General features: G+C 71.6%; 7 protein-coding genes. 3 read left to right on the top strand and 4 right to left on the bottom strand.

What is annotated here, in order from left to right:
• Positions 1 to 140: 140 nt before the first annotated feature.
• The 3 genes from IPG72_03100 to trxB form a co-directional block, all read right to left on the bottom strand.
• Entirely contained in the window at positions 141 to 5615 is a 5475-nt protein-coding gene (locus tag IPG72_03100) for an Ig-like domain-containing protein (GenBank protein MBK6768015.1), read from the bottom strand.
• A 143-nt stretch (positions 5616 to 5758) separates the two neighbouring features.
• Entirely contained in the window at positions 5759 to 7219 is a 1461-nt protein-coding gene (locus IPG72_03095) for an NAD(P)/FAD-dependent oxidoreductase (GenBank protein ID MBK6768014.1), read from the bottom strand.
• A gap of 176 nt (positions 7220 to 7395) precedes the next feature.
• A complete protein-coding gene (gene trxB / locus IPG72_03090; GenBank protein MBK6768013.1) occupies positions 7396 to 8340 on the bottom strand; it encodes a thioredoxin-disulfide reductase in 945 nt (314 codons plus the stop codon).
• Between the two features lie 277 nt (positions 8341 to 8617).
• On the opposite strand from trxB, the gene IPG72_03085 reads away from it, so the two are divergent.
• The 3 genes from IPG72_03085 to IPG72_03075 all read left to right on the top strand — a co-directional run bounded on the left by IPG72_03085 (position 8618) and on the right by IPG72_03075 (position 12229).
• Positions 8618 to 9367 (top strand): class I SAM-dependent methyltransferase, encoded by a 750-nt coding sequence (locus tag IPG72_03085; GenBank protein MBK6768012.1) that lies wholly within the window; start codon positions 8618 to 8620, stop codon positions 9365 to 9367.
• Between the two features lie 244 nt (positions 9368 to 9611).
• Positions 9612 to 9974 carry a hypothetical protein gene (locus IPG72_03080; GenBank protein ID MBK6768011.1) on the top strand — a complete coding sequence of 121 codons (363 nt, stop codon included), beginning with the start codon at positions 9612 to 9614 and terminating at the stop codon, positions 9972 to 9974.
• Positions 9971 to 12229 carry a GAF domain-containing protein gene (locus IPG72_03075; protein ID MBK6768010.1) on the top strand — a complete coding sequence of 753 codons (2259 nt, stop codon included), beginning with the start codon at positions 9971 to 9973 and terminating at the stop codon, positions 12227 to 12229. The genes IPG72_03080 and IPG72_03075 overlap by 4 nt, the downstream gene beginning before the upstream one ends.
• A 232-nt stretch (positions 12230 to 12461) precedes the next feature.
• Here IPG72_03075 and IPG72_03070 read toward each other — a convergent pair whose 3' ends face one another.
• Positions 12462 to 15041 carry a hypothetical protein gene (locus IPG72_03070; GenBank protein MBK6768009.1) on the bottom strand — a complete coding sequence of 860 codons (2580 nt, stop codon included), beginning with the start codon at positions 15039 to 15041 and terminating at the stop codon, positions 12462 to 12464.
• Positions 15042 to 15115 lie beyond the last annotated feature (74 nt).

Here is a 15115-nt window from a genome sequence, read left to right as displayed (position 1 = left end):
ACGACGACGACGCGGCAGCCGGGCAGCGCCGGCCAGCCGAGGCGGGCGCCGGCGTACCGCGCCTCGGCCAGCGCGCGCGTGTCAGGCGGCGCGCCGGCCGGGCGCGGGACGATCGCGGCGGCAGCGGCGCCGCGCGCTCTTCAGGGCACGGCTTCGCCGCGCGGCCGGACCTCGATCGTCGCCGGGCTGGACAGCGCCTGGCGGCCGGGCGCGGACTGCGCCTGGATGATCGCCGGCTCGGCGGCGTAGCGGCCGGGCGCGAAGGCACGGGCCAGGTAGCGGATCGGGTCGACCTCGCCGTCCTCGTCCGGCCAGGCGCAGAAGCTGACGCGCTGGCCCTCGATGGCATACGGGTAGACGATGTCGGACTCCGGCACGTAGCCGCCCGGGATCAGCCGGGACGTGACCGGGCGCAGGCCGGAAGGCAGGAGGTCGCTGACCTGGTAGCACCCGGCGGCGGCCTTGGGCCCAAGTCGCGGGGCGAGCGTGATCACCAGCAGATCGCCCTCGTCGAACGCGGACACGATGCCGGCGGCCATCGTCGCCGAGACGCCGTCCGTGGACGTGACGGCGCTGGAGGCGGCGACATCATCGCCTTCGACTTCGGCGGCGGCGTCGCCCTCATCGCCCGCGGCCCCGTCGCTCGCCTCGCCATCCGGCCCGACCGGCGGCGGGAGCGTCCCGCGGTGGCCGAACGTGCGGTCGAGGCCGAGGTCCGGATCGGCGTCGCCGGCGTCGGCCACGTACGCCTCGCGCCGGACGACGGTGACGCTGGCGGCGCCATCCAGGACGCGCAGGTCGAGCGCAGTGCGCATCGCCTTCGTGAGGTGGAGCACGATGGTCTCCCCGCGGGTGAGCGTGACGGTCTGCTCACCGTCCGGGAGGGCGTACCGGATCTCGGCCTCGGTCGTGGCCAGGCGCGGCAGCGCGGCGCGGAGGTAGGCGGCGTGCCAGACGGCCAGCGCGACGTCCTTGGCCGGGTTGGCGGCGGCGTAGGCATGGAGCGCCGGCGCCAGGTCGTCACCCAGCAGGGCGCCGAGGACGGCGGCGCGGGCCGTGGCCGCGAGGACGTCGTCCGCGTCGACGCCGTTGTCGATCCGGGCCGTCTGGCCGCGGAGCTGGCCGTGGTCGGCCAGCACGGCGCGATAGGCGTTCTCGGCGGCGTCCTGATCGCCCAGGAGCGCGGCGGCGAGGCCGAGGTCGAGGTGCTCGACGGGGGAGAGCGGCGCATCGAGCTCGGGTCCGGCGTCGAGGAGCGTCTTGACGTCCGCGAGGACGGGCTCGCCGAGTGCGGCCAGGCCGCGGAGCGTGACGATGGCGTCCTCGCGCGGGATGTCGGCGACCTCGATCGCGGCGCGGAACGCCTGGACCAAGCCCTGCCGCCCGAACGTGTCGGGCGCGGCCAGGGCGACATCGGCCGAGAGCGCGATGTCGGGGGCGCTGTACGGGAACAGGCTGAGGCCGCCCGTCGCGGTCTGGTAGGTCGTCGAGCGCAGGTCGACCGGGACGGCCGGCGGCTCGCCGAAGCCGTCCGCCAGCAAGTCCTGGGCGACGGCGCGGGCGACGATGTCGTCCAGGCGGTCGCTTTGGGAGTCGGCCAGCGCTGCGACTTCGCCGTACAAGCCGCCGCGGTTCGCGTCCGCGATGACGACCTGAACGGCGCCGTCGCCGGCCGCGCCGAGGTCGGCCACATCGCCCTTGGCGAGCGTCTTCGTCTCGGCCACGACGCGTGAGAGGCGCGAGGGCAGGACGGTGACCTCGCGGATCAGCGTGTCCTCGAGGTCGCCGGCGCGGGCGGTCAGGCGCAGCTTGTGCGTGCCGAGCGAGAGGTCGCCGAGCGGCACGAGCGCCGGCGTGAAGGCATCGCCGGCCACGTCGATCGGGGCGTCCAGGAGCGTATCGGAGGCGATGGTGAACGAGACCGGGCCGCCTTCGTCCAGGCCGGTGCCGAACGCGCGCAGGCGGATCTCCGGCGCGTCGGCCATGACGTACGTCCGGTTCAGCGCCGCATCCACGAACAGCGGCTTGGAGACCGTGACGACGCCGAATCCGCTGCCGGCCTCGCGGTCGGCGGTGGCGGCCAGGCCCGTGACGACCCATGTCGTCAGGTTGTCCGGCAGCGTGAACGTCGCCTCGGCGCGGCCGCGGGCGTCGGTCGTCAGGCGCGCGAAGAGGGCCGTGTCCTCGAACAGCTGGCGGTCGCCGCCCCCGCCGCCGCCCTCGGCGCCCGCCGTGCCCTTCGGCACGACGTGCGACGTGTACGTGCGGAGCACGCCGGCCGGCGCGCTCTCGTAGAGCGTGGTCAGCGGGTCGGGCCGTTCGATGGAGCCCTGCATTTGGATGATCGCCGCGTCGACCGCGCTGACGAGGACGGAGGCATCGGCGACGGGATCGCCGGCGACGTTCGTCACCGTCACGCCGACGGTCGCGTCGTCGCCGGGGCCGTAGCTCGGCTCGGCGGCGCCGACGGCGACGCTGAGGCGGCGCTCGGATGCGTCGTAGCGCGCGTCGTGGCCCCACGCGGTCTCGCGGTAGGTCCGGCCGTCGAAGCGCGCGGTCAGGGTGTGAACGTTGGGGACGTGCGTGTCCTCAAAGTCGAAGGCAAAGCGCGGCTCGTCGGTGAGCGTGTAGTCCTGCAGGCCGTTGCGGGCGCGCAGGAAGAGGAAGCGGCCGCCCTCGACGGGCGCGCCGCCGGCCTCGACGCGCAGCGACACCTCGTCGCCCACGCGGTAGACCTTGGTTTGCGAAGCGTCCGCGTCCGAGACGAGGGTCAGGGGCTCGCCCGGGTCGCTGAGGTACGTGACGCCGATCCAGATCCGCCGCTCCGTGATCCGCCCGTCATCGTCCGCCACCGCCACGATCGCCTCGTACGAGCGGTCGCGCTGGGCCGGGAACGTCAGGTTGAAGCGGCCGGCATCGTCCGCGGTGGTCTCGAACGGGCCAACGGCGCGCTGGACGGAGTCGTAACGGTACGTCTTCACGACCTCCTTGGCGATGAAGTCGTAGCGCTCGCCGGTCTCGATGCGCACCTGCTCGGTCTCGGTCACGCGAACGGTCACGCCCACTCCGGGCACGATGTCGCCGTAGAAGTCGTCCGGCGCGGTGAGGACGTGGCCGTTCAGGCGCGAGAGGTCGAGCGCGTGCACGGTGCCGCTGACGGTGGCGGTGCGGCTGACGGGGTCCGCCGCGTCCGCCGCGAGGGCGCCCTCGGCCTTCAGCGCGTTCGCGCCGGTGAAGACGGCCAGGTGCGCGTTCGCGCCGATGTCGCCTTCCTCGCCGGCCGCGGCACGGACGCTCAGGAAGGTGGACCCGTAGCCCTGCCACGCGGCGTCCGTCCGCTGCGGGGCGGCGAGCGTCCACGAGACCGTGCCGTCCGCGCCGGTGGAGAGCGTCCGCTCCACGCCTTCGTAGCCGGCGATGATGTCGACGCCCGAGGCAGGCGTACCGTCGAAGAACGCGGCGGTGACGGTGGCCGAGAAGGGCTCGCCGGCCATGAGGGCGCGGCGGGAGGTCTGAACGTCCAAGTGGTAGGCCGGCACGACGATGTCCTCGATGGACATCGGCACCTGGCTGATCAGCTCGCCGTCGACGCGCGCCTTGAGGGTGTACCAGCTGGGCGACGCGCCGCTGAACGTGAGCTCGCCCGAGTAGACGCCGGCCGCATCGGGTACGACGGTGGTCCGGGCGATGGCGATCGGGCGGTAGTCGAACCCGCTCCAGTCGCCGCCGGCGATCTCGACGGTCACGGTTTCGACATCATCGGCGCCGTCCCGGGCGCGGGCGATGCCCCAGAAGTGGACGGTGTCATTCAAGCGGTAGAGCTGGCGGTCCGTATACAGGTAGCGCCAGTAGAGGCCTCCGGGGCTGCGGCCGCCGAAGAAGCCGTCCCGGAACCCGCCGCCGAACGAGAAGAACGCGTCGCCGAGCGGGACGACGGCGCTCCGGCCGTCGGGGGCCGTGACGGACAGCGTGCCGGTCGTCGCGGCGCGCGCCCAGTCCATGCCGGCGTCGGCCGTCGTCAGGACGGATGCGGGCGTATCGACGAACGCGACGCCGTCGTCGCCCGTCTCGCCGGCCGCCTCGCCGTCGCCGTCCGTGACGGCGGCGCCTTCGAGCGGCTCGCCCGTCGCCAAGTCGTTCACCCAGACGGCCAGCTTGCCGGCGCTGACGGCGGCGTATGCGGCCACGTCCGTCACCTGCAGCCAGCCGCCGGCCGGGACGGGGTAGCCGTCGACGGTGACGCCGAGAAGATAGCTGCCGGGCTCGAGCGGCTCCGGGAACTGGACGGCGAGCTCGCCGAAATCGCCCTGCTGGGCGAGCGGCGCGGTGAACGTTAAGACGGGCGTCGCGCCGACGGTGTCGAGCGTCGGGCTGGCGGCGACGTCGGCCCAGCGCGGGAGGCCCTGGAAGCGGCCGATGGCGGCCGTAAAGTCGTCGGCCGACGCATAGCGATAGACCTGGACATCGGCTTGCTCGAGGGCGACGGTTTCGTCGACGCGGCGGAACAAGCCGACGACCGGCGCCTCGTCCGTCGGGCTCTCCCAGAGCGGGCGGCGGAAGTCGAGGGCCGGCATGACGCTGGGATCGACGCGATCGTCGCCTTCAGCGCGGCGGGTCTGGAACTGGACGACGGTCGGCGCGGCGGTCTGCGTCTCGCCCGGCCCGGCGACGCCCGCGGCCAGGCGAACGGTGTACAGCGTCCCGGTGAGGAGCCGCGTCGGGACGAAGACGACGGTCCGCCGGTGCTGCTCGAAGCGGCCCGCAACGGCCGGCTCGATGCTGAACGCCGCCTCGACGGCCTCGGCCGTGACGCCGTCGCGGTTGAAGGCGAACTCGATCCCGGTGTCCGTCGGCACCCACGTCGACTTGTCGGTCGGCAGGGTGTGGACGAGGGCGAGCGGAGCACGGGTCTGGAAGGCCCAGCTGCGGAGGGTCGGGGCGGCGTCGCCCGGATCGGCGGACGTCGCCGCCGACTTCGATGCGGCCGACGACGCGCGCTTGAGGTCGATCCGGTAGACGACGCCGGGGGCGAGCGGCGACTTCGGCGTGATCCGGTAGCGGTTGTCGAGGGACTGGGCGTGGGCGGTGCGGGCGAGGGCGTCGAGCCAGCGGGTGGCGGACGCGACGTGATCGCGCTGCGCGGCATCCGACGGTCCGCCGTCCGCCGTCGCCGGCTTGTCCTTGGCCACGTCGACGTCGACGGGCGGCGTGATCGCGATCAGCGCCGCGACCTCCTTGGCCGACAGCGCCTCGGCCGACTCCAGGACGAACGCGGTCTCGGGCGCGACCATGCCGTCGTCGCCGGCGTCGGTGGCCGTCAGGCGAAAACACGGCGTGCGCTCGGGTGATTGGACGTCGGCCCAGTCCTTGGGACCGGCCTCGGCCACCGGTTCGATCGTCTGCTCGCCGGCGCACGCGCCGGTGATCGTGACGGCCGGGCCCTCTTCGGGGACGGGCGTCTCGCCGGGGGGCGGCGTGGGCTGGCAGGCGACGGCGAACGTCGCGAGGGCGAGGAGGGCGGCGGCGGTGGCGAGGGGGCGGGTGAGCATGGGGGGCAGGAGCGTGCGCGGGGGAGCGGCGGCGCGGGAGGAATGGGGGGAGCGTGTGGCGGACATGCGGGCCTCCTCTGGCGGGTCTTCGGGCGGGGGCGTACCGATGGCGTGTGCTCGGTAAGGGTCTGCTCGGACTGGGTCTGCTCGAACAACGGCAACTCTATACGCACGAAGGAGCCGGATTGTGCCGAGGGGTGATAGGGCGGTCAATAGCGCTCGGCAATGCGCCCCCCGCCCATCCGCCGCATCACCGCCCGCCCCGCCCAATACCCCCCCATCCCGTGCACCCCCGCCCCCGGCGGCGTGGACGACGAGCACAGGAAGATCTGCGGATCCGGCGTGGTATACGGGTTCCAGCGCAGCGCCGGCCGGAAGAACAGCTGCAGCCCGCCGTGCGACCCGCCGCCGATGTCGCCGCCGACGTTGTTGCGGTTCCGCGCCGCGATCCCGGCGGGCGGCGTGGCCACGCGGGCCAGGACGACATCCTTGAACCCGGGCGCAAAGCGCTCGATCTGGCGCTCGATGGCGTCCGTTATGTCGATATCGCAGCCGTGCGGCACATGGCCGTACGCCCAGAGCGTGTGCGCTCCGGCCGGCGCGCGCGTGTCGTCCGCGACGCTCTGCTGGGCGGCGATGACGAACGGGCGGTCGGGGACCCGGCCGGCGCCGACGTCGTGCTCGGCGCGCGCGATCTCGTCCAGCGTCCCGCCGACGTGGACGGTGCCGGCGCGGCGGCACTCGGGCGCCGTCCACGGGACGCGTTCGGACAGCGCGTAATCGAGCTTGAACACGGCGCTGCCGCGGCGGAAGCGGCCGAGCTGGCGGCGGTACAATGCGCCGAAGCGCCCGCCGAAGCGGTCGCCGGCGATCCGGAGCAGTTGGTCGGGCGTCACGTCGAACACGTAGGCGCGCGCCGGCGGCAGCTGCTCGAAGCGGTCGATCGGCGACGACGTGACGACCTCGCCCCCATGAGCCGTTAGGCACCGCACCATCGCGTCCGCGACGGCCTGCGACCCGCCGCGCGCCACCGGCCAGCCGACGGCGTGGCCCGCCGCGCCGAGGATGACGCCGAACGACGCCGTGAAGAGGCGGTCCAACGGCAGCATGGCGTGCGTCGCGTGGCCGGCGAACAGCGCCCGCGCCCGCTCACCGGCGAACGCCCGGCGCGCGGCCCGCTCGGCCGACTGGAACGCGACGGCGCCGAACCGGGCGAGGAGCAGCGGGTTTCGCGGGAGCCGGTTCACGGGTCCCAAGGTGGCGTGCATGAGGTCCGGCCAGGCGTCGACAAACGGCCGCAGGAGGCGCGAGTAGGCGCGCGCGTCGGCGCCAAGGCTGTCGGCGGTCGCGGCGATGTCGCGCCAGAGCGCGACTGCCGTCCCATCGTCCAGCGGATGGGCCAGCTGGACGTCCGGCTCGCACCACTCCAGCCCGTGGTCCTCGAGACCCGCCCAGCGGAAGAACGGCGACGAGCGCGCCAGCGGGTGGACGGCCGCGCAGAGGTCGTGCTGGAAGCCCGGCAGCGTCAGCTCCGCCGACCGCAGGCCGCCGCCGACCGTCGCCTCGGCCTCGTACACGCGCACCAAGCAGCCGGCGCGGGCGAGGGTGATCGCGGCAGCGAGTCCGTTGGGGCCCGAACCGACGACGACGGCATCGAGCGTGGGCGTCATCGTGATCTCCGTTGGGTGACGACGTTCGCGACATCGTTCGCGATGCCGTTCACGGCACCGGTGACCGCACCCGCCGCCGCCACCATCACCATGTGTCCGGCCCCCGCCACGATCGTCAGACAATCAACGGCTGAAGCCGTCGCTGAGGGTGGCCTTGGGCCGTCCGGGGTGAGGCCTCAGGCCGGCAGGCCCTCCAACGCCCCCAACCACGTTTCCACGGCCATCCCCGCCATCGCCCCCTGTCCGACGGACGTGCTGATCTGCTTCCACGTCGGATCGGCGATCTCGCCGCAGGCGTACACGCCTGGGAGGTTCGTGCGCATCCGGTCGTCGATCTGGAGGTAGCCGTGCTCGTCCATGTCCAGGATGCCCTTGAACAGGTTGGAGTTGGGGTAGTGGCCGATGAAGACGAAGACGCCGGTCGCATCGAGCGTGCTCGCCTCGCCGGTCTCGACATTGCGGACGTGGACGCGCGTGACGTCCCGATCGCCGTCGATGGACTCGATGACGGTGTTCCAGATGAACTCGATCTTCGGGTTGGCGAACGCCCGCTCCTGGAGCTGCGGACCGGCACGCAGGCTGTCGCGGCGGTGAACCACGCGGACGGTGTTCGCGAAGCGCGTCAGGAAGAGCGCCTCCTCCATCGCGCTGTCGCCGCCGCCCACGACGAGCACGTCGTGGCCTTTGAAGAACGCGCCGTCGCACGTGGCGCAGTAGCTCACGCCGCGCCCGGTGAACTCGACCTCGCCCGGCACGCCGAGCAGCGTCGCCGACGCGCCGGCCGAGACGACGACCGCCCGTGCCTTCAGCTCACCGCTGTAGGTGCGGACCGTCTTCACGGGTCCGTCCAGCTCGACGCCCGTCACCTCGTCGTAGATCAGCTCGGCGCCGAACTTCTCGACGTGCGCGACCATCCGCTTCGTCAGGTCCTCGCCGGACAGCTCCTCGTACAACCCGAGGTAGTTGTCGATCTCGTACGTGATGGACACCTGCCCGCCGAGCTGCGGGCCGACGATGACCTTGGTGTCCAGGTTCGCGCGGGCGGCGTACAGTGCGGCGGACATGCCGGCGGGGCCGGAGCCGATGACGACGACGTCGTGGATGGGGGTGTCACTGGACATGGGGAGCGAGCCTATCTGCAGACGAGAGGCCCCGAAGAGCGGGCCTTCGCGTCGAGGGATGGCGGACGGAGTGCCGGGGACAGGGACGTGCCAGGCACGGGCGGGTCGCTGAATCGTCGCATCGAAGCTGCCCGACGTTGCCCACATTCTAGTCCAGGGTCCGCGCACGATCACAGCTCCGATTACAGCTCCGATCGCCGCATCGATCGCCGCATCGAGCACCGTCGCATCGTTCCATCCTTGCTCCCCGCCCGGCCATGCCTATCCTGTGAGCGCCATGAACGACACGAACGCTCCCGAGCACGCCGCCGAGCTCCGCGGCCTCCCCTCCGCCGTCTGGCGCTTCGGCCAGGACCGCCGCTTCGCCCTCCTGCGCCGCCACGTCGACGTCTCCGGCGGCCACGCGCTCGACCTCGGCTGCGGCCTCGGCGTCTACACGGCGCGGATGGCCGAGGCCGGTGCGCGCGCGATCGGCACGGAGATCGAGTGGCCGCGGGCCGTCGAGGCGCGGCGGCGCGGGATCGACGTCGTGGCGGCGGTGGGCGAGCATCTGCCGTTCGGCGACGGGACGTTCCGGGCGATCCTCAGCCACGAGGTTCTCGAGCACGTCGCGGACGATCGGGGGACGGCCGCCGAGGCGGTCCGCACGCTCGCGCCGGGCGGCCGGTTGATCGTCTTCGTCCCGAACCGCCTCTGGCCGTTCGAGACGCACGGCATCATCTGGCGGGGCCGGTACCGCTTCGGCAACATCCCGCTCGTAAACTGGCTGCCGGACGCGCTTCGCAACCGGCTCGCGCCGCACGTCCGCGTCTACACGCGCCGCTCACTGCGCGCCCTGTTCGACGGGCTCGGCGACGACATCGACATCGTCCACCACGGCTGCATCTTCCCGGGATACGACAACCTTGCGGCGCGGCGGCCGGCGCTCGGGCGCATCGCGCGGGCCGTGACGTATGGGCTGGAGCGGACGCCGCTGCGGTGGTTCGGGTTGTCGCACGTGATCGTGGTGGAGCGGACGGACGGATAAGGGGCGAACAGGCCAGCACGGCGCACCGCTTCGACCTTCGTCTCGCCCGCACCTCCACGTGCACACGCGCCGCCCGACAAGCACGGATTCGGCCAGTGGACCTGCCCAGATTCCGCATGCTGGCATCGCCAAAGTACGCATGCGTACGAGAAGCCAATCCACACTGGATGTCGACCCGGTACGCATGCGTACATGCGCCCACCCCGCATTGACTCCCCGCCACCCCCCGCGCACCATACGCCCCATGCCTCCTGCCGACCCCGCCGACAGCCACCCGCCGCTCGAAACCGCCCTCCTCGCCGCCCAGTCCGAGAACCGCGAGCTGCGCGCAGCTATCGTCGCGCTGCGCGAAGCGCTCGAGGCGTGCGACGCCAACGCGGCGTCGGCTCTCGAGCAGGCGGCGCTCGCGGCGCAGCACGAAGTCGCCGAGCTGCACACCCTCGCACGGGCGTTGCGGGCCGAGCTCGATGCCACTGCGACGCGGCATGCCGGCGTGCTGGCGGACATCGACGACGCGCACCGGCGGGCGATGGCGCACATGCGCGACACCGTGACGGCGCTGCGCCGCCAGCTCGAGGCCGTCGGCGCAAGCGAGGCACAGCAGTGAGCAAGGCAACCGCCGCCGACATCGACCGCCTGTTCCTCAGCGTCCACGCCCGCCTCGGCCAATGCGCCACGCTGGACGCGCAGCTCGACGAGCTGATGGCCCTCATCACGGAAGCGGTCGATGCCGACCGGGCGACGCTGTTCCTGAACGACGCGGCAACGGGCGAACTCTACGCGCGCGTCGCAGTCGGCGTGCGCACGCGCGAGATCCGGCTGCTGAACACGGACGGCGTGGCGGGCCATGTCTTCCACAGCGCGCACGGCGTGATCGCCCCGGACGCACGGGCCGACCCGCACTTCGATCCGCGCATTGACGAGATCACCGGCTACCAGACGAACTCGCTGCTCTGCGTGCCGATGCGGACCGTCGACGGCACCGTGATCGGCGTCGCGCAGGCGCTGAACAAGCGGTCGGGCACGTTCGACGCGACCGACCTGGCGGTCCTCGACGGGATCACGATGCACGCCGCGCTCGTCCTGCGCAGCGCGCTGCTCGCCCGCGACGCGGCCCACGCCGGCGAGGAGCAGGCGCGCTTCGTGCGGCTCGTGTCCGAGCTGTCAAGCGAGCTCCAGCTCGGCCCGCTCCTGCAACGGATCATGGCTGCCGTCACGCAGATGCTGGACGCCGAGCGCTCGACGCTCTTCTTGAACGACGAGAAGACCGGCGAGCTGTTCACCGAGATCGGCCAGGGGCTGGGCCTCGATCGGATGGGTGCCGAGAAGATTCGCTTCCCGAACGACCGCGGCATCGCCGGCGCCGTGTTCACCTCTCGCCAGTCCGTGAACATCCCGCATGCCTACGCGGACCTGCGCTTCAACCCGGCGTTCGACCAGCGCACGGGCTTTTTCACCCGCTCCATCCTGTGCGCGCCGGTGACGAACAAGGCCGGCACCGTCATCGGCGTGACGCAGGTCCTGAACAAGCGCGGCGGCGCGTTCACGGACGAGGACGACGCGCGGCTGCGTGCGTTCACGGCGCAGATCGCGATCGGCCTCGAGAACGCCAAGCTGTTCGACGACGTCCAGGCGATGAAGCGCTACAACGAGCGCATCCTGGCAAGCATGTCCAGCGGCATGATCACGTTCGATGCGGACGGCCGCGTCGTGACGTGCAACCCGGCCGCCGAGCGGATCCTGGCCGCGCGCGCCGCCGACATCGCCGGCCAGCCCGTCGCGACGCTCTTCACGGACGCAAACGCCTGGGTGATCGACAAGCTGGAGCACGCGCAGGCCGACGGCGAGGCGAAGACGACCGTCGACGGCACGCTGGTCGTCGCCGATCTGCCCGTCGCGGTGAACGTCACCGCCATGCCGCTCACCGATGCCCACGGCGAGCCCCTCGGCTCGATGCTCCTGCTGGACGACATCAGCCGCGAGAAGCGGATCAAGGCCACCATGGCCCGCTACGTGGACACCGCCGTCGCCGACAGGCTGATGGAGGACGACGCCGCTCTCCTGGGGGGCCAGAGCGGCCAGGCGACGATCCTGTTCTCGGATGTCCGCGACTTCACGCCGCTGTCCGAACACCTCGGTCCGCAGGCCACCGTCGCGCTCCTCAACCGTTACCTGACGCGCATGGTCGGCTGCATCGAGGCCGAGGGCGGCCTGCTCGACAAGTTCATCGGCGACGCGATCGTCGCCGTCTTCGGCGTGCCCTTCGCCCACGACGACGACGCGGACCGCGCCGTCCGCGCGGCGGCCGCGATGCGGCGCGCGCTGCGCGAGCTGAACACCGAGCTGGCCGATGAGGACATGCCGGCCCTCGACGTCGGCATCGGCATCCACACCGGCCACGTCTTCTCCGGCAACATCGGCTCGCCCCGCCGGATGGACTTCACGGTCATGGGCGACGGCGTGAACTTGGCGTCGCGGGTCGAGAGCGCCTCCAAGCAATACCGCGCTCCCGTCCTCCTCACCGAATCCACCCGCACCGCACTGCGCGGCACGTATCGGATGCGCGAGCTGGACCGCGCCCGCTTCGTCGGCAAGACCGAACCCGTGACGATCCACGAGCTCCTCGAGCACCACGACGACGACACGTTCCCCGCCCTGATCGACGCCCTGGCCGCCTTCCGTGACGGACTGTCGCTGTACCGCGCCCGCCGCTGGCCCGACGCGATCGCCGCCTTCGAGCGCACCCTCGCCTGCCACCCCGCGGACGGCGTGGCATCGTTGTTCATCGATCGCTGCCGCACCCTGGCCGCGTCGTCGCCGGACACCTCATGGGACGGCGTCTGGACGTTGACCTCCAAGTAGGGGCGACGCATGCGTCGCCCGCAGGCGTCGCGGCCCCCTACGCGGGTGTTGGATGGGATGGCGACGGCATGACGACCTGGGCAGGGATCACGGCAGTCGGTACCGAACGCACCGCGGCCCCCTCGTTGTTGGCGAGGGGGCCGCGGCGTGTGTTCGAGGCGAACCGGTCGGAGGTTGATCGGTCGTACGAACCTTGTCGGAGGTCGAACGTACGACCGTTCAGACCGTGCGACTAGTAGTTCGTCCGCGTCCGCAGCTGGATGGTCCAGTTGAGGAGCTTGCCCTGGTCGCCGGCGCCGTTGTCGGTGATGCGGAGGGTCCAGTCGTCGCCGGGGAACTCGCCTTCGAAGAGGCTGAGGGTGTTGCCGGCGGTCTTGTACTTGCCGCCGATCGGGGCGCAGACGCTGCCGATCAGCGTGGCGGCGTCGTCGTCGATCTCAGCCACGATCCCGCTGCCGCCGGGGCAGATCCCGCTGAACAGGTCCGCCGTCGTGGAGACCGGCACGCCGGTCGGGTCGACGGTGTGGATGAGGTCGACGTCGAGGTCGCTGTCGTCGGAGTGCAGGACGCTCAGCTGGACGTCCACGTCGGTCACCTCGCACATCTGGAACACGTCCGCCAGCCCGTGCTGCACCTTGATCGTGTGCTCGGTCGTCTGCCCGTCGAGGATGTCGAGCTCCAGGTTGCCGCTCGCCATCTCGATCTCCAGCGGGCAGTCCGCCGGGCCGGGCGCCGGGTCGAGGCCCGGGCAGTCCGGCGGCTCGAGGCCCATGAACATGAAGCTGTTGTGGATCGGGAAGGCCAGCGTGCCCGAAGCCTCGTCGCCGGGCATGTCCTCGGCGGAGAGCACCGCCCCGTTGCGCGTGATCGTCACCGCGCCGAGGCCCACGACGTGCCGCAGGAACTCGCCCTTGCCGTCGAACAGCGGGTGGTGCCAGTACGTCGCGCTCACGATCGCGCTGCCCTTGAACCCGTTGTTCACGTAGCCCCACGTCGCCAGGTCGATGTACTCCACCTGCTTCTCGTTCAGCTTCTGGCAGACGTAGTCCATCAGCCCGTTGCTGTCGTAGATGTAGATCGCGAAGTCCGTGAAGCCGGGCACCGGGATGAAGTTCGTGATCGCCATCTCATCCGTCACACCCGTGTTGGACAGGTCCTTCACGAGGTGCGGCATCGCCAGCACCGTCGTGCCCGAAGCGCTGCCGCCGCGGTGGTTGCCCAGCTGCCAGTCGTACGCGTCGTACTCCTGGAGCATGTTGTAGGCGATCCCCTCGTTCGTCGATAGCCGCTGGATGTCCGGGTACTGCACGAGCTGCACGACCCCCTGCACCGGCGGCGCCTCGACCACCGGGCCGCCCGGCGTCGCCCACTTCTGGCTCTCGACGCGCACGCTGCCCACCCAGCTGCCCGGCAGGTCGGCGATCGCCGGCAGGAAGAAGCTCTGGCTGCCGCGCGGGCAGACCCAGTCCACCAGCGTCGTCACGATGTCGCCCGAGCGGTCGAGGAAGTAGACCTTCACCTTGGCGTTCACGACGTGGGAGAGGTTCTGCACGACGATCCCGGTGTCCCAGCCGTTGTACTCGCTGAACACGAGCGGGCCGTACGCCATCTGGCTGGCCGGGTTGAACGTGTACTCGCCGTCGAAGGTGTAGCGCAGGTAGCCGTAGCCGGCCACGTACGTCATCAACAGGCTCGGGGCGATGTGGTCGATCGCGATCGCCATCGGCTGGCTCGTGCGGATCCAGGCCGATCCGACCCAGCCCGGCCCGACGCAGTCGCTGGCGGCCCACTGGTACGTCTCGCCCGGCGAGAGCGTGAAGACCTCGCAGATCGTGGCGCGCAGGCAGGTGTCCTGCTGCTGGAACCAGATCTCGACCGTGCTGCACTCGTAGCCGACGTTCTGCATGTACATCCAGCTCTCGTAGCCCGAGGCGCCGGCGTAGAGCAGCGGCACGTACGTGGTGTAGCCGCCGTAGACGGGGTCGTACACGCCCAGCCGCCGCCCGCCGATCGCGCCGTACTTGCTCGTGATCGTGCCCGGGCTGTCCGGCCCGACGCAGCGGCGGTAGACCTCGACGGCGATCGGCTGGCCGACGACGAGGTCCATCGGGATGCCGCCGAACACGCCGCCGGTGTCGTAGGCCAGCTTGAAGCGGCGGTAGTCGTCCGCGTCGCCGACGATGTTGAAGAACAGCGTCTCGCAGAAGTAGGCGGCGATGATGTCGTCCTCGCCGCCGACCAAGCCGAGCAGGCCGAGATCGCTGAACATCTTGGTGGACAGCCCAAACGCCTGGGCGCTCTTGGCGCCGGCCGGGATCTGGGCGCCGAGGAAGTTCCAGCTGCTGCCGGGCTTGAGGATGCCGGAGCACTCGATCTTCAGCGGACCGGCCGCCTGCGGCGTGCAGAAGCCCGGCGCGCCGAACAGGACGAGCGAGACGACCGTGAAGTCAGCGCCGACGTTCTGGGCGGTGACCCAGGTGTCGCAGACCTCGTCGTTGCCGAGGTAGCCGAGGATCGGCAGGAACGCCTCGGACGCGGCGGACTCGGGCTGCAGGATGGCCGGCAGTGCGGGCGGGTTCGGCCCGGGGATCCCCGGCCCGGCCTGCGGCGCCATGCCGGCTGAGGCGACGGCCGTCGTCAGGGCGGGCACGTTGGGGGCGGTGACGTCGTGCGATGTGTCCGGCCCGGCCTGCGGCGCCGACTGCGCCAGCGCCGCCGGAGCGCGAAGGGCGGCGCCAAGGGCCAGGCCCATGACCGCCGCAAGGGCGAACAGAAGTTGGGGGAGAAGCTTGCCAGTGAGTTTCGTGTTCATCTCGACCTCCGACAGTGAGATGGTTGGCGGAGCGAGCTCCGCCGCGACGAGGGAAGCGGCGCGGCCGGAAGTGG

The sequence above is a fragment of the Candidatus Avedoeria danica genome (assembly GCA_016703025.1).
Lineage (GTDB): Bacteria > Chloroflexota > Anaerolineae > Epilineales > Epilineaceae > Avedoeria > Avedoeria danica.
Note: the sequence above shows the minus strand (reverse complement) of the source record. Positions and strands in the feature narration are given on the sequence as shown.

What these genes read in the sequence shown, in the direction of transcription:
- IPG72_03100 (MBK6768015.1), bottom strand. Translation starts at nt 5,615, where the DNA reads ATGTCCGCCACACGCTCCCCCCATTCCTCCCGCGCCGCCGCTCCCCCG.
- IPG72_03085 (MBK6768012.1), top strand. Translation starts at nt 8,618, where the DNA reads ATGAACGACACGAACGCTCCCGAGCACGCCGCCGAGCTCCGCGGCCTC.
- IPG72_03070 (MBK6768009.1), bottom strand. Translation starts at nt 15,041, where the DNA reads ATGAACACGAAACTCACTGGCAAGCTTCTCCCCCAACTTCTGTTCGCC.
- IPG72_03080 (MBK6768011.1), top strand. Translation starts at nt 9,612, where the DNA reads ATGCCTCCTGCCGACCCCGCCGACAGCCACCCGCCGCTCGAAACCGCC.
- trxB (MBK6768013.1), bottom strand. Translation starts at nt 8,340, where the DNA reads ATGTCCAGTGACACCCCCATCCACGACGTCGTCGTCATCGGCTCCGGC.
- IPG72_03095 (MBK6768014.1), bottom strand. Translation starts at nt 7,219, where the DNA reads ATGACGCCCACGCTCGATGCCGTCGTCGTCGGTTCGGGCCCCAACGGA.